At 67.4% G+C, this 21,114-nt stretch carries 7 protein-coding genes; all 7 read left to right on the forward strand.

Going from position 1 to position 21,114, the window contains the following annotated elements:
• Positions 1–24 precede the first annotated feature (24 nt).
• The 7 genes from PKF00_RS07935 to PKF00_RS07965 all read left to right on the forward strand — a co-directional run bounded on the left by PKF00_RS07935 (position 25) and on the right by PKF00_RS07965 (position 21,112).
• A complete protein-coding gene (locus PKF00_RS07935; protein WP_271216722.1) occupies positions 25–1,635 on the forward strand; it encodes a hypothetical protein in 1,611 nt (536 codons plus the stop codon).
• Complete coding sequence (locus tag PKF00_RS07940) at positions 1,625–2,518, forward strand: hypothetical protein (RefSeq protein ID WP_271216723.1); 894 nt, start codon at positions 1,625–1,627, stop codon at positions 2,516–2,518. Before PKF00_RS07935 ends, PKF00_RS07940 begins: the two co-directional genes overlap by 11 nt.
• Positions 2,515–4,560: an Hsp70 family protein gene (locus tag PKF00_RS07945; protein WP_271216724.1), complete on the forward strand. Its 2,046-nt coding sequence runs from the start codon at positions 2,515–2,517 to the stop codon at positions 4,558–4,560. Before PKF00_RS07940 ends, PKF00_RS07945 begins: the two co-directional genes overlap by 4 nt.
• 31 nt (positions 4,561–4,591) lie before the next feature.
• Entirely contained in the window at positions 4,592–9,202 is a 4,611-nt protein-coding gene (locus PKF00_RS07950; RefSeq protein ID WP_271216725.1) for a DEAD/DEAH box helicase, read from the forward strand.
• A 209-nt stretch (positions 9,203–9,411) separates the two neighbouring features.
• Entirely contained in the window at positions 9,412–13,728 is a 4,317-nt protein-coding gene (gene pglW / locus PKF00_RS07955) for a BREX system serine/threonine kinase PglW (RefSeq protein WP_271216726.1), read from the forward strand.
• Complete coding sequence (gene pglX / locus PKF00_RS07960; RefSeq protein ID WP_271216727.1) at positions 13,725–17,417, forward strand: BREX-2 system adenine-specific DNA-methyltransferase PglX; 3,693 nt, start codon at positions 13,725–13,727, stop codon at positions 17,415–17,417. The genes pglW and pglX overlap by 4 nt, the downstream gene beginning before the upstream one ends.
• Positions 17,414–21,112 (forward strand): DUF6079 family protein, encoded by a 3,699-nt coding sequence (locus PKF00_RS07965; RefSeq protein ID WP_271216728.1) that lies wholly within the window; start codon positions 17,414–17,416, stop codon positions 21,110–21,112. Before pglX ends, PKF00_RS07965 begins: the two co-directional genes overlap by 4 nt.
• The last annotated feature ends 2 nt before the right edge of the window (positions 21,113–21,114 follow it).

Genomic DNA, 21,114 nt, shown 5'->3' on the forward strand with positions numbered 1-21,114 from the left:
GCACCTAATTCCCACGCCGAACTGGTGGCGGCCTGGCGCATCAAGCGAAATGCCAGACAGGCAGCGATCAGATCCGGCGGCGCCGGCGCGGATCCTGTAGCAGAAGGCTGGGCCGCCCTTGGTGTTCACGGTGGCGACACCATCGGCGAGCTTCACAGAGCGATCTCGGCATTGCTCGACGATAGCGCCCCGCCGGCTGAGGATCTGGAAACAATCAGAGGGTCCCTTGAAGGCGCGCCCGACCCGTCGCTTCCCACAGCCGTCAGATCCGCGCTCGTGACCGTCCCTCCTCGGCTCCTCATCAAGAATCTCGGCGAGCTGCTCCAGGCCGGCATGCCGTGGATCACCGACGTGGGACGCCGCAAAGTACAGTTGCTCTCCTTCGATCACCCCCTCGCCGGGGTCGTCCGGCTACCCGGAGACGACGTGCTCGAAGGTGGCGCCAAGTGGCGTCTCTATCTGGCGGCCCTGGGGCACCCTGCCCGCGTGACCACAGCGGAGGTCACGCGGATCATTCCAGATCTGCCCCTAACCGTGGTCGACGACTTCATCGACCTCGGTCTGCTCGGCGAGCGCGAGCAGCCGTGGCGGCTGCGCCCCGACCCTGACGAGAGCCTGTATCTCCGCGCCCGTCTCACGCCGGACTCGATCGAACGGCAAGACGCGACGACTCTCGGGTGGGCCGAGATAGAGCGTCGTCATGCCTTCTTGGAGGGCGACGAGCTCCTCGACGGTGCCGATCTCTTCTCCCTCCTCGCGGCGTTCTGGCGAGGCGAGACGGATATCACCCTGCGGACGCGCCTGTCTTCCGGTGGCCGCGCACTGTATGACGAGATAACCGTCGGCGCCCAGACCGGTCGATGGCCCCAGCGCATCGTCACTGACAGGGGCCTCTGGCCGCTCCTGACCGCGCACTGGACGCCGAGCGAGTCCGTCAACCCCAAATTGAGTGAGTTTCACGCCTGGCGGGCGCTGTACAACTGCTACCGATGGATCCTCATGGGCTGGTTCGACAGAGCAAAACCTCAGGTCGAAGGCCTCCTGGAAGCGTCGAACGAGACGGACGGGAAACGGGAACGGTTGCTTCCCGACGCGATGCGCGCGGAGATCCACACGATGGCCGCCTACCTCGCGCAGGAGAACAACGAGCTGGAGTTCGCGATCAAACTTCTGGAAATGGCCCAGGACACGCACCCGGAGGTCCGGGAGAACCTGCGTCGCCTGCGAGAGCGCCGTGCGCTGACCATGAACAACCGTGATCACTGGGAGAACCCCTACCTCATGTTGGGCGTCCCGCACGGCGATCCCGGCTGGGAGGATCAGTGGCGCGACCTCCGCAAGGAGCTTAATCACGACGTCGATCGGTTGACGCACATCAATGCCGCGAAAAGGCGGCTCATGCATGCCGAAAGACATGGCGCCGACTTCTACGTCCTGCCACTCGAAGAAAGCTCGTTGCACCTCTCCAGGGAACGCTCCGCAGCACTGCTCCCACCTGTGGAGCCACTGCACCGCCGGACTTCGCAGAGCAAGCCTGAGGACTTCGACCCACTGCGGGTGAACGCGACACGATCATTGCTGGACGACTTCGAATTCAGCATGCCGAAAAACACGGAACCGAGCGATGAAGCCTGAGAACATGTCGACCAATCAGCCTCCCGGAAACCAGGGCAGGAAACCACGAAGGTCAGCGGCGAGTCCGCGACCGAGATCGGAGCCGCGCAACAGGAACGACCTCCATAATGTCGTCGACAACCTAACCCAGCGCCTCGAGCGAGAAGTGGAACGACGCCTCCTCGATGTCAGCAGCGAGCTGAGAGGGCTCCTCCGGAGCGAGATACGGATGCACGCCGCGCGGTTGGCCCGAGAGAGCGAGGAGAAGGCCTCATCGGCAGCACGCGCGAGCCAGGAAAAAGCGAGACCGCGTCGTGAGACGGAGACCCCGTCCGAGGAGAAGGCCTCACCGGCAGAACCTTCGAGCCGGGAAAGAGCGGACTTGGAGACGAGGCTGCGTCGCGAGATGGAGGACCGGCTGGCGACAATCGCCAAAGAAAGGGCGCACCTCGATCCGAACCTCGTGCTGAAGAGATTCACCGAGCACACCAGCGCGCTTCTAAACAAAATCGACGGTTCAGACTCGGGCACGTTGCGCGAACAATTGAACAGCGGTCTGCGTCAAGCCGTTCTGGACGCACTGCGCGGCCGGAAACAGCACCTCTCCCATCTGACGAAAATCGAACGGGTGGTGCGGGAGGGATCCATGGACCAGATCCCACAACTGCTGGACGAGTTCTTCGTCGAAGCCGGAGTTCGGAGGATCTCGGACCCCTCGGAGGGCCCGGAGTTCTTCAAGGCCATCAACGACTCGGTCGGCAAACCGTATCTCCAAGTGGTGGAACCCGCTTACGTGGACGAGGCAACCGGCCGGATTCTGCGTGCTGGCCATCTGAGGCATGTCGCGGAACCGCAGCTCGACGAGACCACTGCGGCACGTGACGTTTCGGAGAGGAAACCGTGACAACCGGAATCGACTTCGGCACGACCAATTCCGTTGTCGCGCAGTGGAACGGTGAAGACGTCGAGGTGCTCTCGCTGGACAGCGAGCACCTCGAAGACGAATGGTTCTATCCTTCCTTCGAGCATCTCTTCCCCACCATCGTGGGAGAGAGCTCGCTTCGCCTTGGCACACTGTTCGGCTGGGAGGCCAAGCTCCGGTCGAACCGGGTGATCGAGGCCTGCAAGCGCATGCTGCGCAACGACGGGGGTATCCAGCTCCGGGATCGTCGCATCTCCGCGACCGCCGTCGCCGCCGGTGTCTTCCAGGCCATGCGCGACCGGGCGGAGACGAACCTCACCACGATCGACAGCGCGGTCATCACCGTTCCGGCCAACGCGAAAGGCGGTGCCCGCTACCGCACACGGGCCGCGGCCCGAGCCGCGGGAATCCAGGTCAAGGCCCTGCTGAACGAACCGACCGCGGCCGCGCTCTCCTACATGCACGACATCCAGGAGGAGGGCACCATCATGGTCTTCGACTGGGGCGGCGGGACCATCGACGTCACCGTCCTGGAGCACAGGGACGGGCTGTTCGAGGAGCGCGCGTCGCGCGGCGTCACCCAGCTCGGCGGCCTTGAGGTCGACAAAAGACTCCGCGCCCTCATCATCAGAAGGATCGGATACGAGCCCGACCTCTCACCGGAGGAGGAGAGGCAGTTCGCGCTGGCCGTCGAACGGACCAAGATCCGGCTTTCGACCGAGGAGACCGTCCTCACCAGGATTCCGGGGGTCAGCAGACTGATCGAGGTCTCCCGGACAGAGCTGGAGGCGCAGATCGGCCATCTGGTCGAAGAGGCTCTTCAGCCTGTTCGCATGTGCCTGAACGATCTCGGCATTGAAACCACCGGGGTTTCCGACATCCTCCTGATCGGCGGCACCAGCCAAATGCCCTGCGTGCGCAGAGCCGTAGAACGGCTGATGGACGCCGAAACCGTTCCGGCTGAGATCTGCCATCCCATGACGGCCGTCGCCAGGGGTGCCGCCATCGCCGCCGCCATCATGGACGGCGAGCTCGACAGCTTCCTCCAGGTGTCCTCCATGTACGCCCTCGGCACGACGGCCGCCCGGAGCCTGGACAGCAGCGAGAAGGTGTTCAGCGAGATCATCAAGCCGCGTTCCCCGCTGCCCACTCGCGAACGGAAAAGCTACACCCCGAAGAACGATTTCCAGTCCGAGCTGAAGATCGAGATATGGGAGGCCGACCCGGACAAGCCCCTCCAGCATCCGGAGAACTTCCAGCTCACCACGCTCAGGGTTCGCTACCCCCAGCCGCTTCCCCGCTCGGAGGCGTCCTTCACCCTGGAGTACACCTACCAGGCGGACGGTCTGCTCCATGTCAAGGCCGCCCTCGACAAGGACGGCCGGATGCTGGTCGACCAGGAGATCTCTGACTTCACTCATGGCGAGACGCTCACCATGAGCGATATCAAACGTCAGATGACCGCGATGGAGGGGCTTCCCCAGCACACGCCATCCCCGGACCCTCAGCCGCGCTTCTCACCCCCTGTCTCCTCATCCGCGACGACCGGACCGGCGATCGCGAGCGGCACAGGAAAGGCGTTCGTGGTCGACGGCTCCAACCTCGCCTGGCTCGGCCGGGACGTGAGAGCGGGCGACTCCCCCAGCTTCACCCAGCTCCTAGAGGCGGTGGAGGCGCTCAGGACCCAGCATCCTGATTCGTCCGTGGACGTGATCGTCGATGCCGCGCTCGTCCACCAGCTCACCTTCCTGGAAAGAGAGGAGCTCAGGAAGGGTATGCGCTCGGGACTCATCACACAGGTACCCGCCGGCACCAAGGGCAAAGCGGACCGGCTCGTCGCGACGCTGGCGGCGCGGAAACAGGCGATCGTCGTGACGAACGACAGTTTCAAGGAGCTGCAGGCGGAGTTCCCATGGCTGCTTGACTCCAGCCGCGTCCTGGGCGCCTCGAACCCCGGCGGCGAGTGGATCTTCCTGGCCCGTCATCCGGTCCGTCCGCGCAGACCCGACGTCAACGGGCGCTGACCGGCACCTCCCCCCGATCTCGGAGCTCAACGTGGATCCGCTGAAGACCAGCTCACTCATCACCGACACCTACCGGCGCTACCTGCGGTCACTGCTGCCCGTGCGCGATACGAAGATCGCCGAAGCACTGATGGCGGAGATCACGAACAGTCCGATGCTGACCAAGGGTCCGTTGCTTGAGGCGACCCCGCCGTACGCGACAGGCGCCACGCTGCGACAGCTCGTCGCGGAGGGGGTGCTCTCCCGGTCGTTCGAAAAGCTGGAGAGCACGAACCTGGACCGTCCTCTCTACCTCCACCAGGAGCAGGCGATCCGCAAGGCCGCAGGCGGCCGCAATCTCGTGGTGGCGACGGGCACCGGTTCGGGAAAGACGGAGTCCTTTCTCCTGCCGATCCTGAACTCCCTGATCACCGAGCACGCGAACGGGACGCTCGGCCCCGGCGTGCGGGCGTTGCTCCTCTACCCGATGAACGCGCTCGCCAACGACCAGCTCAAGCGTCTCCGCGAACTCCTGAAGGGGACGCCGTCCATCACCTTCGGCCGGTACACCGGGGACACGAAGGAGCAGATGCACGAGGGCCTCGCGCAGTTCTCCGAGCTGAACCCGGACCAGCAGCCGCTGAGGAACGAGCTGCTGAGCCGCCAGGAGATGCGCGAAAAGCCCCCGCACATCCTGCTCACCAACTACGCGATGCTGGAGTACCTCCTGCTCCGTCCCTCCGACATGGATCTGTTCGAAGGTGAGCACAGCGGGCACTGGAGGTTCATCGCCCTCGACGAGGCACACGTCTACGACGGCGCGAAAGCCGAAGAGCTGGGCATGCTCCTGCGTCGTCTGCACGACCGGGTCGCGCCAAGGCAACAGCTTCAGTGCATCGCCACCAGCGCGACCGTCGGCGACCAACCAGAGGCCGTGATGGAGTTCGCCTCGAAGCTCTTCAACGTGCCGTTCGAATGGACGGAGGGCGACGCCGGCCGGCAGGACCTGGTCGGCGCGACCCGAGTGGCGATGCCCAGGGGCCCGTTCTGGGGGCCGCTGTCGGCCGAGCAGTACCGGGAACTGGCCCAGTACGACGATCTCGACGACGCGCTGAGCTGGCACACGACCGGCGAGTTCCCCGACACCGCTTCGGCTCTCGCCCACGAGCACGCGATGGCCAGCCTCCGAGGGACCCTCTCTCGCGGCCCGAAGGCGTTCGGAGCTCTCGCGCAGGAGATTTTCGACGGCCAGGAGGATCCGGAAGGAGGGCTGGCCGCGCTCGTCGAGGTCGGCAGCCGGGTGAAGGACGCGACCGGCACCTCCGTCCTGTCGGCGCGCTACCACCTGTTCGCCAGGGCCACCGAGGGGGCTTTCACCTGCCTCACCGGGGAAGGCCCCCACGTCTCACTCAACCGGCACGAGGCCTGTCCCACCTGTGACGGCGCCATGTTCGAGCTCGCCGGCTGCAAACGGTGCGGGGTGGTGCACCTGATGGGCGCCGTCGTCCATTCGGCGGGAGGCTATGTTTTCACGCCCCGGATCACCCGCGACAACCCCCGGGCCTGGCTCCTGCTGGACGACACCCCCGAGGTCGTCGACGAGGACGAGACCACCCTTTCGGATGTCGCGCCCACCGAGGGCCAGGCCGCCTACCTGTGCCCGCGCTGCGGGGCTCTGCACAGCTCCTGGCTGTCCTTCTGCGGCAGGAACGGCTGTGGCGAGAGCGCGTTGCGACCGGTCAGGAAGCTGAACACCAAAGCCGCCTCTCCCACCGGCTGCGTATCGTGCGGCGGCCGGGGCTCGGGCGTGATCCGCCAGTTCGACAGCGGCCGGGACGCCACCGCGGCCGTGCTGGCGACCGCTCTCTACCAGCAGATCCCTCCTGCCCCCGACCGGGCGACGGCCGACCACCCCGGTGAGGGCCGCAAGCTTCTCACCTTCAGCGACAGCCGCCAGCAGGCTGCGTTCTTCGCGCCCTACCTGGAGACGAGCTACTCGGGGCTGCAACACCGCCGCCTCATCATGGAAGGCCTCCACGAGGCGGTCGAGAGCGGCGACCAGGTGAGCGTAGCCTCGTTGATCTTCTACGTGACCAAGGCGGCCAACAGGGCGGGAGTCTTCCCTGGCAAGGACGACGCCCCGACCAGGCAGCGGGCCGTCGCGCTGTGGGTGATGCGCGAGCTGCTCGCACTGGACGAACGGCAGTCCCTCGAAGGTCTGGGCCTGGTCAGGGTCGAGCTCGCTCGAGACGCCTCATGGAGGCCGCCCGCGCCGCTGCTCGCGCTGGGGCTCTCCGAGGACGAGTGCTGGGACCTGCTCCAGGAGCTGGTGCGGTCGCTGCGCACCCAGGGGGTGCTCACCATGCCGGAGAACGTCAACCCTCGGGACGAGGCGTTCCAGCCGCGGACCGGCCCGATCTACGTCCGCAGCGACGGCTCGGAGTCGAAGCTGAAGGTGCTGAGCTGGCTCCCCACCCGAGGCGTGAACCGGCGGTTGGACTATCTCACGCGGGTGCTCACGACGCTCGGCTCCTCCACCGACCCCAAGGAGGTACTGGGCGGCTGCTGGCGCTTCCTCACAACGCAGAAGGGCACGTGGCTGCCCGGTGACAGCCCGCGCCTGATCGGCCCGGTCCACCAGATCGACCACACCGGTTTGCGGCTCTCCCCCACCGAGACGCTCTACCGGTGCGATCGCTGCCGCCGCTTCGCCGGGGTCAGCGTCCGCGGTGTCTGCCCGATGATGGGGTGCGCGGGCAAACTCCTCGAGGCGACGGCCGACCTCGACGACCACTACGCGACGCTCTACCAGACCATGCTCCCCATCCCGCTGGCCGCCATGGAACACACGGCGCAGTGGACCGGTACCAAGGCCGCCGAGATCCAGCAGCAGTTCATCAGAGGTGAGCTGAATGTCCTGTCCTGCTCGACCACGTTCGAACTGGGAGTCGACGTCGGCGAGCTGCAGACGGTCATGCTGCGCAACATGCCGCCGACCACGGCCAACTACATCCAGCGCGCGGGCCGCGCGGGCCGTCGCGCCGACTCGGCCGCGCTGGTGCTCACCTACGCGCAGCGCCGCTCCCACGACCTGGCCCGTTACCAGGAACCGGAGGCGATGATCGCCGGTCAGATGCGCGCGCCGTACGTGCCGCTCGGCAATGAGCGGATCGACCGCAGGCACGCGCACTCGGTGGCGCTGGCCGCGTTCTTCCGGCACGCCAAGGAAAGCAGCGGCGAGGTCTGGCGGAACGCGGGCGAGTTCTTCCGCGGTCCTCGGGGAGCACAGGACGCGCCGTGCAACCGCCTCCTTGAATTTCTCACGCCGGTTCCCGAGGAGATCACCGCCGCCCTGCGCCGGGTGCTTCCCTCGGAGGTCCAGGGGGAGATCGGGGTGGAGTCGGGGAGCTGGGTGATCGAGTTGTGCACACTCCTGGACGTGGTCCGCGAGGAGCTGGACCAGGACATCACGATCTTCGAACAACGGATCAGCGAAGCCGTGGAGAACAGGAAGTTCCAGGTCGCCGACCGCTTCCAGAAGACCATCAACACGCTGACCAGGCGCAACCTCATCGGCTTCCTGGCCAACAGGAACGTGCTGCCGAAGTACGGCTTCCCCGTGGACACCGTGGAGTTGCGCACCATTCACTGCGACGGCCAGGTGGGATCCAGCCTGGAGTTGGCCCGCGACCTGTCCAGCGCCATCTACGAGTACGCCCCGGGAGCCGAGGTGGTCGCGGGCGGCCAGCTCTGGACGTCGGCCGGGGTGTACCGCCTGCCCGGACGGGAGCTGATCAGCAGGAAGTACTACGTCTGCCGGGCCTGCGGGCACTTCCGGTACGTCGAGGGCGACGCGTCCCTCGTCTGCCCGGCCTGTGACACCCCCGCGGACACGACACCGCGTGAATACTGCGTGCCGGAGTTCGGCTTCATCGCGGAACGGAAGACCCGCAGGCCCGGCAGCGAGCCGCCCAAGACATCGTGGTACGGCGCCACCCACGTGGTGGAACTGGCGGCCGATCCGGTGGAGTTCCGCTGGCGTACGGCCGGCGGCCTCGGAGTGCGGGCCCGTTCGGGAGAGCGCGGACTCATGATCGCCCTGTCCGAGGGGATCGGTGGAGCCGGCTACCTGATCTGCGACAGGTGCGGCTGGGCGGTCGCCAACCTGGGGCGGAAGGTGTCGAGTCACAGCAACCCGGTGCGGCAGGCCGACTGCAAGGGCCAGCTGCAGTGGCGGTCGCTGGCGCATCTGTACCAGACCGACATCCTGGAGATCCGCTTCGACGGGCTGAACATGCTGTGGGAGGAGTGGCTGTCCACGTTGTACGCCCTGCTCGAAGGGGCGGCCTACGGATTGGAGATCAGCCGCAACGACATCGACGGAACGGTTCACGCGGGGACCGACGGGCAGACGAGCCTGGTCGTCTACGACACGGTGCCCGGCGGGGCCGGCTCGGTGATGCGGATCGCGAAGGGGCTCGACATCGTCGGCGAGACCGCGCTCAGACGCATGTCGGACTGCGGCTGCGGTGAGGAGACCGCCTGTTACGGCTGCCTGTGGAACCGGAGCAACGAGCGCAGCCACCAGTCGCTGAGCCGGGGCGCGGCGCTGAAGGTGCTCCGGATGCTCAGCGAGGACGGCCCCCTCAAGCTGGAAATGTGAGGTTTCGGCCCTGACGTCTCCGCCCAGCCGTCAGGGCGTCCACCACCTCTCAGCGTTTACCGTCCCGATCCCTGCACTATCTGATGAAATTTGCGGACGGCTCTGACAAGATGCCCTCTGATCATCGTTTGGGACGGTCCAAAGTGTTCGACGCCGAGCACCGCCCAGACACGAATCGTCATGTGAATACGGTAGGAAAGGAAGGCCTTGTGGACCGCTGGCAGGGACCTCGCTCACCCTTCCCCTGGGAGCAGGAGGCCCTCAACTACGTCCGTGACAAGCTTCCGGACAGCGACCCGCACCTGGCCTTCCAGACCTTCAGCTTCACCGCCAAGAGCGGACACTCGCGCGAGGTCGACCTGCTCGTCACGACCCCGGCGGGATGTTTCCTCGTCGAGATAAAAAGTCACCCGGGCCGGGTCGTCAACGACGGCGGCCACTGGAGCTTCATCGGCGAGCGGACCCTCACCCTCGACAACCCCTTCGATCTGACCAACCAGAAATGCCGGGAGCTCAAGAGCCAGCTCGAATGGGCCGCCCAGCAGCTTGAGCTCGACATCCGCATCCCCTACATCGCCCCGGCCGTGTTCCTGTCCGACCCCGGCCTCGTCAGTGAGCTCGACGAGGTCCAGCGGCTCAACGTCTACGCCAGGGATGAGGCAGGCAGCGGCCTGCCCGGCATCTGGAAGGACCTGCTCGGCCAGGCGCCCCGCAGCGACAGCCGGCGGGTCAACCCCGTCTTCGCCCGGCGGCTGCCCGATCTGCTGCGCAAGATAGGCGTCAGCGCGGTCCGCAAGAACATCAGGGTCGGCCAGTGGCAGCTGCAGGCCAGGTCGCTGGAGACCGGGCCGACCTGGGAGGACTACCTCGCTGAGAACACCGCCCTGGCCGGGGAACACCGGCGGGTGCGCGTCTACCTGTCCGAGCAGCGCGCCACCAAGGAGGATCGAGAGGCGACACGCCGCGTCGCGCGACGCGAGTATCTCGTCCTGCAGGGCATCGACCACCCGGGCATCCTCAAGGCGCTCGACTTCAGCGACGACCACCCCGGAGGGCCGGCCGTCCTCTTCCCGCACAAGCCGGAGTGGCTGCGCCTCGACCACTACATGACCCGGTACGGCGCGCAGCTCGACGTCGCCACCCGGCTGGACATGATCAAGCAGCTCGCCGAGGCGCTGGACCACGCCCACCGCCAGCACCTCTACCACCGGGCCCTGGCCGCCCGCAGCGTCTGGGTCGAGTTCCACGCCAACGGCCGCTACCCGCGCCTGATGGTCGCCGACTGGCAGACCGCGGCGCTCAACCGCATCGCCGGGCCGGGCGCCTCCGCCCGCCAGACGCTCACCCAGCACGCGGCGCCCTCCCTGGCCGGGCACATCGAGAAGGCCGCCCAGGCGTATCTCGCCCCCGAGTTCGTCCAGCCGGACGCGGAGAGCGTTCCCCTCGACGTCTTCGGGCTGGGCGCGTGCGCCTACCTCGTCCTGACCGGCAAGGCCCCCGCCGAGAGCCGGGGCGAGCTGACCCTCCTGCTGGCCGAGCGGTCGGGACTGGTGCCGAGCGCGGTCACCGACTCGATGGACCCGCTCCTGGACGAGCTGGTCCGGGACGCCACCCGGCCCGAGGTGTGCGACCGGCTCGACTCGGTCCGCGCGCTGCTGCGCCGCCTTGACCTGGTGGAGGAGAGACTCTACGCACCCAAGGAGGTCGATCCGCTCCAGGCTCCCAAGGGTGCCGAGGTCGGCCCGTGGAAGATCCTCGGCACCCTCGGCAAGGGCTCGACCGCCCGCGCGCTGCTCGCGGAGCGAGCCGTCAGGAACACCGACGGCACCGGAAAGGACGTCGCCCAGGAGGCGGTCCTCAAGGTCGCGCTGAACGACGCGGCAGTTCCTCGCCTGGAGCGGGAGGCGGCCGTCCTCAAGCGGCTGCACTCGCAGCACATCGTCGACCTCGTCGAGAAGTCGGGAACGCTGGAGTTCGGCGGCCGGACGCTCATCGTGCTGGAGCGAGCGGGTCAGACGACGCTCGCCGACTACCTGCGCCGCGACGGCCAGCTGTCCATCGAGGAGCTGGAGCGCTACGGCGAGCACCTGTTCACCGCCGTCGACTACCTGGCCAGCGAAGGCGTCCGGCACCGCGACCTGAAGCCCGACAACTTGGCCGTCCGGACCCTGTCCAACCGGCAGACCCGGCTGGTCCTGTTCGACTTCTCCCTCGCCGACACCGACGACAAGGTCGTCACCGCGGGCACCCCGCCCTACCTCGACCCCTTCGTCGGCACCGACCGCCGCCCGGTCTACGACGACCACGCCGAGCGTTACGCCCTGGCGGTCACCCTGCACGAGATGGCGAGCTGCGAGCACCCCTCGTGGGGTGACGGCATGGTCGAGCCGAGGCTGCTCGGCCCTGCCGAGACGGTGCCGCAGCTCGCCGAGGACCGGTTCGACGCGCAGATCCGCGAGGGCCTGGTCGAGTTCTTCAGCACGGCCCTCGCCCGGGAGTCGGGCAGGCGTTTCCGCACGTTGCAGGCCATGCGCGACGCCTGGCGCGACATCTTCCGGGCGCTGGAGGACAGCCGCCCGATCAGCAGCACCGGGCACGACGAGGCCGCGGCGCCGCAGGATGTCCGCGACCAGGCCGCCGAGGCGGCCACCGAGGTCACTCCCCTGGTCGCCGCGGGCCTGACCCCGAAGGCGCTGTCGGTCGCGCTCAACGACCTCGGCGTGGAGACCGTCGGCGAGCTCATCCGGGTGCCCGGCGGGCGCATCCAGCGACTGCGCGGGGTGGGCGTCGCACCGCGCAACGAACTGCTCCGACGGGCCCGCGAGTGGCGCCGCCGCTTCCAGGTCACCGAGTCGATCCGCCGGGCGGTCGAGGCCAAGCCCGTCGCCGTCGGCGAGAACGTGGACACACTCGGCCTGGACGAGCTGGTGGGACGCCTGATCCCGAAGAACGCCAAGCCCGGTGACAGCGGGACGAAGGCGCTGCTGCTCAGCCTGGCGCTGCCGGGCCCGGACGGCGCCCCCTCCCCGGTGAAGCCGTGGGCGCCGCAGCGGGACGTCGGCGAGCTCGTCGGGGTCAGCTCCGGCTACGTCGGCAGTGTGCTCAAGAGAGCCCGCGAGCGGTGGGCCAAGGACAGCGCCGTCACCGCGCTCCGCCATGACCTGCTGCGGATCCTCGCCGACAACGGCCGGATCATGGAGTTCTCCGAGCTGGCGGCCGAGCTGCTGGCCCGGCGCGGCTCGGCGCTGGAGGAGTCGGCGGCCCGGCTGGCGCTGGCGGCGGCGGCCGTACGGGCGGCGATCGAGACCGAAGAGAAGCTGGAGAACCCGCGCCTGGTCAAACGGCGCAAGAACGACGGTCGCGTCCTGGTGGCCCACGTCAGCGACGACCGGGCGCTGCCGAGCGACGCCCAGCTCATCGACTACGCCCTCACCCTCGGCGGCAAGGCCGACGAGCTGGCGCGGCGGGACCCGCTGCCGGTGACGACCGCCGCGCTGCGGGCGCTGCGCGCCGTTCCCGCCCCGGACGGCATGCCCGCGCTGCCCGACACCCGGCTGGTCTCCCTGGCCGCCGCCGCGTCGGTGTCCGCCGCGGTGACCCAGCGGTTCGAGATCTACCCGGTGGACCTCGAACCGGTCAGGGCCGTACGGCTGGCGCAGGTCGGCGGTATGCTGTCGGCCCCGATCACGCCCGAGGAGCTGCGCAAGCGGGTGCTGGCCCGGCTCCCCCACCTGACCTCGTTCCCCGATCACGCGGGCGGCCTGCGCAAGGTGCTCAAGGATGCCGGGCTGTCGGTCGAGATCGACCCGGACGGCCGGTACCACCTGCCGGCCGCGAGCCTGCACACCCGGCTGCCCAGCAGCACGGCCACCCATACCACTCTCGGCCGGGTCGGGCGGCTCGACCCCTCCGAGGTCCTCAACCGGCTGGCGACCGTAGCCGACCGGGGCGGCTTCCTCGTCGTCAAGGCCCGGATCAAGAGGAGGCAGGCGGCCGAGCTGCCCGCCGTCCTCCAAGCCATCCCAGAGCTGCGGATCTCGCCGGTCAACGTGACCGCTGAGTTCGTCAGGGCGCTGCGCGAGGTGCGCGACGAGTGGGGCGTGCCCGAGTGGCCGATCGTGCTGGCCACCGACTCCCCCGACGCCTCCCCGGTGAACCGGGTCGGCTTCGCCGACATGACCGTCGAGGCGTTCGCACTGGTCGAGGAGCGGATCAGGGCCGTGGAGGAGATCGCGCTGCTGCACGACGCGACCCCCTTCGCCCAGGTCGTGCGGGACGGCCGGCTTGTCTCCCGCTACGCCGGAGGTGCCGAGCTGCTGGGCCGCCTGGCAGAGGCCGCCCGCAGCGCCTACGAGACGCCGTACGGCGTCTGGCTCCTCGCCCCGATGGCCGACCCGCGCGAGGCTGCCCAGCTCGACGGCCAGGCGATCCCCGTGATCCCCGGCGGCAACGAGGAGCTGGCCCTGCCCCGCGACGCGATGACCGCCCTTGACAACGCCACCTCCACCCCCAGGAGAGCTTCGTGATCGACCGTAAGGTGCTGCTGGCCGACCTCCGCAAGCAGGTCGGCGCGTTGGAGGACGACCTGCGGGACTGCGCCGAGCAGGACGAGGCGGTCGACGCCGAGCTGCGCCGGGAGTGGGAACGCGCCCGTACGGCGGAGCGGATCGCCGCCACCTTCGAGTCGTGGCGTGACGAGCGGGTCACCCAGTCGGCCGTCGCCTGGGTGCTGGGCACAGTGTTCCTTCGCTACGCCGAGGACAACCGGCTGATCGACCTGCCGTACCTGGCCGGTCCCGGCGACCGGCTGGACGTGGCGCAGGAACGACAGGGCGACTTCTTCCGGGCCCACCCGGACAGGACCGACCGCGACTGGATCCTCGCCGGGTTCCGCGCGATGGCGTCGACGCCGGTCGTGGCAGGCTTGTTCGACTTCGAGCACAACGCCATGTGGCTGATCGCCCGTCCTGCCGAGGAGGGCGAGAGCGGCCTGTCGTTCGACGCCCGCTGGGAGGCCGTCGCCGCCCGCCTTGCCGGCCCCTCGCACCCGGTGGCGCAGCGGCTCCTCGGGTTCTGGCGGGAGACGGACGCCGACCGGCAGGTCAGGCACGACTTCACCGATGAGGACACCCGCTTCCTGGGCGACCTCTACCAGGACCTGTCCGAGCACGCCAAGAAGACCTACGCCCTGCTCCAGACCCCGGACTTCGTCGAGGAGTTCATCCTCGACTACACGCTCACGCCCGCGTTGGAGGAGTTCCGCGAGGAGTTCCTGAAGGGCGACTTCCGGCTGATCGACCCGACCTGCGGGTCCGGCCACTTCCTGCTGGGGGCGTTCCACAGACTCCTGGCCGCCTGGGAGCAGGAGGCTCCCGGCGCGAACCGCTGGGACCTGATCGCCCGCGCCCTGAAGTCCGTGCACGGCGTGGACAAGAACCCCTTCGCCGCCGAGATCGCCCGCTTCCGGTTGCTGATCGCGGCGCTACAGGCTGCTGGGATCACCTCACTGGCCAAGGCTCGGGAGTTTCCGATCAACGTGGCCGTGGGCGACACGCTGCGCTTCCGCCGGTCGAAGACGCGGGGTCAGGAGTCGTTGACCGAGGTCGACGCGATGCTGTTCGCCACCGAGGATGTTGAGAAGTACGTCGCCCAGTGCGACATCCTGGCCCCGCAGTCGTATCACGTGGTGGTGGGCAACCCGCCCTACATCACGGTGAAGGACAAGGCGGAGAACCAGGGATATCGGGACCTCTATGACACCTGCTACAGGGAGTACGCACTCTCTGTTCCATTCGCCGAACGTTTCTTTGATCTGGCCATAACGGCCGACAAAGGCCAGCGCAACCCTGGCTACGTCGGACAAATAACCGCAAATTCGTTCATGAAACGAGAGTTTGGCAAGAAACTGATTGAGGAGTTTTTTGCCACGAATATTGATCTCACTCGTGTCATTGACACTTCCGGTGCCTACATACCGGACCACGGAACTCCAACGGTCATCCTGATCGGACGTAGTCGTCAGGCAAACCAAAAGCCAATCCGCACAGTTATGGGAATTCGCGGAGAACCGGATCAGCCCAAGGATCCAGCTAAAGGCGAGGTCTGGCAGGCAATTGTTAATCAAGTAGAAAATCCGGGCAGCGAGAGTGCGTGGGTCAGCGTTAACGACCTTGACCGTGGAGCGCTTCTACAACATCCGTGGAGCCTCAGTGGAGGTGGAGCGGACAACCTGATGACCGAATTGACGCGCTCCTCAGTCGCCAAGCTAGCCGGCCACATCGCCGCAATGGGTTTCTCGGCCATTACCGGAGAGGATGACGCCTTTTCTCTTCCAAACACAGCTTCGCTAGCACGGCTACGGCTCGAAAACGGCCAACCAATGGTGTCAGGCGACCGAGTTCGCGACTTCAGTGCTCGCCCAAACATCATCAGCGCATGGCCATACACGAGAGATCTATCCACGCTCGATCTTGACAAGATCCCCCAGATAGGCCGATTCCTTTGGCCCAATCGACAAATAATGCAAAAACGAAAGAAGTTCGGAATCCCGATTGAAGATATTAAAAATATCCACTGGTACGAGTATCGTGAGTTTTATCGCGACAAGCTAAGAACACCACTGTCGATCGCATTTGCATTCGTGGCTACACACAACCACTTTGTTCTCGATAGATGCGGCAGAGTATTCAATCGCTCCGCCCCGATAATCAAGCTGTCCGATGATGCCGAGAAAGAACACTTAGAGTTACTGGGAGTTCTCAACAGCTCAGTCGCATGTTTTTGGCTCAAGCAAGTGAGTCAGCCCAAGGGGGGCAGCGGTATCGGAAGAGGAGTCCAAGACGAGGCTTGGGAGAGCAGGTACGAATTCACCGGGACCAAGTTGCAGGAGTTCCCTCTGCCTACCGTACTTCCTCTGAAGCTGGGGCGAGAGCTAGATGTGCTCTCTCAGCAAATCGGCCAGATAGAGCCTTTGGCAGTGTGCGCCGAAGGTGTGCCCACGCGAGGGCGGCTATACGATGCGCAGGCCGAATATCACCGGATCCGTAGCCGGATGATCTCCCTCCAGGAAGAGCTGGACTGGGACGTCTACAAGCTCTACGGCCTGCTCGACGAGGACGAGGCCGCCGAACTCTGTGTCGAAAACTGGGCGGCTGAGCCCGGGGAGCCTGATGAGGTTCCTCTCTTGAACCTGGGTGAGCGGGCCTTCGAGATCGTGCTCGCCCGCAAAATGGCTACCGGAGAAATCGAGTCCCAGTGGTTCGCCCGGCACGGTTCAAAGCCGATCACCGAGCTGCCCGAGCACTGGCCCGCCGCCTACCGCGAGGTGGTCGAGAGGCGGATCGAGTGCATCGAGAGGCGCCGGGACATCGCGCTCATCGAGCGTCCGGAGTGCAAGCGCCGCTGGGCCGCCGAGCCGTACGCGAAGAAGGAGCGTGAGGCGCTCACCGCGTGGCTGCTGGACCGCTGCGAGACGAAGGACCTCTGGTACGTCCAGGACGACTTCGGCAACCCGCAGCCCAAGCCGATGACCGTGAACCGGCTGGCCGACAAGCTGCGTGACGACGCCGACGTGGTCGGAGTGGCGCGGCTGCTCACCACGGCGATCGGTCTCAGCCCGGACGCCGACCTGGCGGACGTGCTGAAGGCGATCCTGGCCGAGGAGCACGTCCCCTACCTCGCCGCGCTCCGCTACAAGGACACCGGCCTGCGCAAGCGCGCCCAGTGGGAGCGGAGCTGGGAGCTGCAGCGCGAGGAGGACGAGACCGGAAAGCGGCTGAACATCCCGGTGCCGCCGAAGTACGCCAGCGCCGACTTCAAGCCGGGCTTCTGGAAGCACCGCGGCAAACTCGACGTGCCCAAGGAGCGGTTCGTCTCCTATCTCGGCGCCAACTCGAAGACTGACGACAGCCTGCTGCTCGGCTGGGCGGGCTGGGACCACCGCGACCAGGGCTACGCGCTGATGACCCTGATCGAGGAGCGCGCCGACCAGGACCTGTGGGAGAAGCAGGAGCTCATCCCGCTGATCGCGGGCCTGCATGAGGTGCTGCCCTGGATCAGGCAGTGGCACAGCGAGGTCGACCCCGACTACGGCGACTCCTGGGCCAACGCGCTCAGCAGTTACCTGGACGACCAACGGCACCGGTACGGCCTGACAGACGACGATCTCACCTCGTGGCGTCCCCCCACGGCCGGCCGCGGGCGAAAGAAGGCATGACGATGGCGGAACTGCTGCGCGACCTGATCGAGATCCCCGAGCGCGTCCACGCCGGGGACTTCGTCCTGAAGCTGACCGAGGGCGTCAGCCACGCGGACCGGACCATCCGCGACTACGTGGTGACCACGCAGCTCGCGGAGACCTTCGACGAGGCGCTGGACGTCGTCAAGAAGGCCGTGGAGACCAACAGCTCGCACGCCACCTACCTGGACGGCTCGTTCGGCTCCGGCAAGAGCCACTTCATGGCCGTGCTCCACGCGATCCTGCAGAAGAATCCGGACGTGCGGGCCAAGGACGAGCTGGTCCCGACCGTCACCAAGCATGACCCGTGGTTGCGGGACCGCAGGATCCTGCTGGTGCCGTACCACCTGATCGGCGCGAAGAACCTCGACTCGGCCGTCCTCGGCGGCTATGTCAAGCATGTCGGCAAGCTCCACCCGGACAAGAAGCTGCCTGCGGTCTACCGCGACGAGGCGCTGCTTGACGACGCCCGCGACCTGCGCGCCCGGCTCGGCGACGAGCGGTTCGTCGCCGAGCTGCCCGCGGGGGAGGGCGACTTCCGGCGGGGGACATGGAACGGCGAGTTCCTCGACCGGGCCTTCGCCGCCCCGCCGGGCAACCGGGAGCGGCGACGCCTGGTCACCGACTTGCTGGCGGGGCCGTTCAAGCGCTACGCGGGGGCGGTGCACGGCGACGGCGAGGCGTTCATCGATCTCGACCAGGGCCTGTCGGTCATCTCGGCGCACGCCAAGGAGGAGCTGGGATACGACGCGGTCGTGCTGCTCCTGGACGAGCTGGTGCTCTGGCTCGCCGGGCGGCTCGGCGACGACTCCTTCGTCCGCCGCGAGGCACAGAACGTCTCCAAGCTGGTGGAGAGCGCCGAGCACGAACGGCCGGCGCCGATCATCAGCTTCGTCCCCCGCCAGCGCGACCTGCGCGAGCTGGTCGGCCGGGACATCGCGGGCTCGCAGACGGCCAGCCTGTTCGACACGCTCAAATACTGGGACGGCCGCTTCGGCAGGCTCGCCCTGGCCGACCGGAACCTCCGGGAGATCATCAAGCGCCGTCTGCTCCGTGCGAAGAACGCGGAGGCGAAAGCCTCACTGGACGCGGCCTTCGAGCGGACTGCCAGGAACAACCCGCAGGTGTGGGACGTGCTGCTGGACGCCCAGGGCGGCGGCGCGACCCGCCAGGACTTCCGGACGACCTACCCGTTCAGCCCCGCCTTCCTCTCCGCCATGATCGACATCTCCTCGGCGTTGCAGCGGGAGCGCAGCGCGCTGAAGCTGACGCAGCAGCTCCTCGTGGACCACCGGGACACCCTCGAAGTCGGGAAGATCGTGCCGCTTGGCGCGATTTACGACGTGCTCGCGGCGGGCGGCGACAAGCCGTTCAGCGACAAGCTTCGCGAGGAGTTCGACCAGGCTAAGCGGTTCTACATCGAGCGCCTGAGGCCCCACCTGTTGCAGAAGCACAACCTCGCCGAGGACTCCGCTTCCACCCCGGCCTTCCGCCTGGACGACCTCACCGCCAAGACGCTGCTGCTGGCGGCTCTGGTGCCCCACGTGCCCGCGCTGCGCAATCTGACCGCGAGTCGGATCGCCGCGCTCAACTACGGCTCGATCATCACGATGATCCCCGGCCAGGAGAAGAAGCAGGTCGCCGCCACCCTGCGCGAGCTGGCCTCCGCGTTCGGCCAGATCCGCATCTCCGGCAGCTCGGACGACCCCTCAGTTGAGATGGCGCTGATCGGTGTCGACACCCAGGCGATCCTGGCCAGGGCCCGTGGCAAGGACGACTCGGCGGCCAAGCGACGGCGGCTGCAGGAGATGCTCTGGACCGAGCTGGGAGTGCCCAACAGCGGCCAGATCGAGTCGCGCCGCGAGATCGTCTGGCGCGGCACCCCGCGGGTCGTCGAGGTGGTCTTCGAGAACATCCGCGACCCCGAGCGGCTGGACAGCCGCAAGTTCGAGCCGTCCGAACCCGGCGCGCTGCGGATCATCGTGGACTACCCGTTCGACGAGGGGAACTTCGGCCCGGCCGACGATCGGAACCGGCTGTTGCGCATCCGCGCCGACCAGCCGAACGCCAGCACGGCCGGGTGGCTGCCGAACTTCTTCTCCCAGGACCGGCTGAGCGATCTCGGAGACCTGATCGTCATCGAGCACGTCCTGTCCGGTGACGTGCTGAAGGAGCTGGCCGAGAACCTCACGGAGGAGGACCGTCACCACGCCCGCAGGCAACTCGAAAGCCGCCGCGAGGCCCTCCTCGTCCGGCTGGGCGATGTGATCAAGCAGGCGTACGGCGTAGCCGAACCGGACCCGGTCAACGTGGGCCGTGAGTCGGACCAGCCGGTCATGCCGCTGATCGACGGGCTGGACATCCGGCTGCAGGCGGGCAAGGGGCTGAACGGCGCCCTGCAGTGGATCTGCGGGAAACTGCTCGACCACCAGTTCACCAAGCATCCGAATCTCGACCCGGACGGCAGTGGCGCCGCCTACCGGCCACGGGACCTGCAGCTGGTGCTGGAGAAGATCGAGCAGGCCACACAGAGCGACCCCAAGCGGGCCGAGGTCGTCAAGAACGACATCCCCGTGTTGAAGCGGATCGGGGAGGCCCTGGAGCTCGGCACCATGCACGAGGCTCATTTCGTGCTCCGCGAGGAGTGGCCGCTGCGGATCGAGCGCGCTGCCAGCAAGGCGGGCAAGACCGGGGACCTCACCGTCCGCGAGCTCAAGGAGTGGATCAGGGCCGAGCAGCCCGGCCTGCCGGAGGAAATCGTCAGCCTGATCGTCTACGGCTACGCGATCCAGCGGGACCGGGCCTGGGTGCGCGGTAAGCAGGTGTTCGCGGCTCCGGACCTGCGGAACCTGCCCGGGGACATGGCGCTCCGCGCGCAGGACCTTCCCTCCCGGGAGGAGTTCCGGGTGGCGTCGGAGCGAGCGTTCGGGCTGTTCCAGATCGAGCGCCCGCCGGTGGCAAGCGCGCGGGCGGTGCACGCTCTCGGCACCGCCGTACGGAAGACGGCGAGCGAGCTGCTCCCCGACGCCGAAACGCTGGTACGCGAGCTGGAGCGTCACGCCGGTCTACTGGACCTGGCCGACTCCCAGCGCCTGGCCACCGCCAGGACCGTGGCCGAACTGGTGGAGAAGCTGGCCGGAATCACCGACGACACGGCCCTGCTGCGCGAACTCGCGAGCTTCTCCCTGGACCAGCCGCTGGAGACCTACCACGTGAGCCTTCAGAAGGCCGGAGCGGTCACGAAGGCGCTCGGCGGGGTGCAGTGGCCGATCGTGGAGGCGGTGGCCCAGCGGGCGGACGAGCCGGCGAAGCTGGTTCTGGAGCGGCTACGTGCGGCCTCCGTCAGGGACGAGCAGGTCACCCCGCTGATCCCCGCGCTCAAGACGGCGAACGACGACGCCGTCAAACTGGTCGTTGCCGTCCAGCCCCCCGTCGTCACACCGCCCATCGTCACACCTCCGCCGAAGGACCCGCCTCCGGTGGACCCGTCCCGGATCGTGGTGCCGAACCCCGACAAGCCCTCCGGAGGAACCACGGTCCCGGTTCCGGGGCCCAAGCAGGGGCGTCACACCGTGCCGCTGTCCCAGCTCGAGGCCGTCATGGCCGAGCTTCTGGGTCTGGCCAAGAAACACGGGGACGCGACGATCGAGATCACCTGGCGAGTGGTGGACTGATC

Origin of the sequence: Streptosporangium carneum (assembly GCF_027922005.1) — a bacterium.
Taxonomy (GTDB): Bacteria; Actinomycetota; Actinomycetes; order Streptosporangiales; family Streptosporangiaceae; genus Streptosporangium; species Streptosporangium carneum.

Bases quoted from the DNA above. Each gene is read 5' to 3' on its own strand.
- PKF00_RS07940 (WP_271216723.1), top strand. From the start codon at position 1,625: ATGAAGCCTGAGAACATGTCGACCAATCAGCCTCCCGGAAACCAGGGC.
- PKF00_RS07965 (WP_271216728.1), top strand. From the start codon at position 17,414: ATGACGATGGCGGAACTGCTGCGCGACCTGATCGAGATCCCCGAGCGC.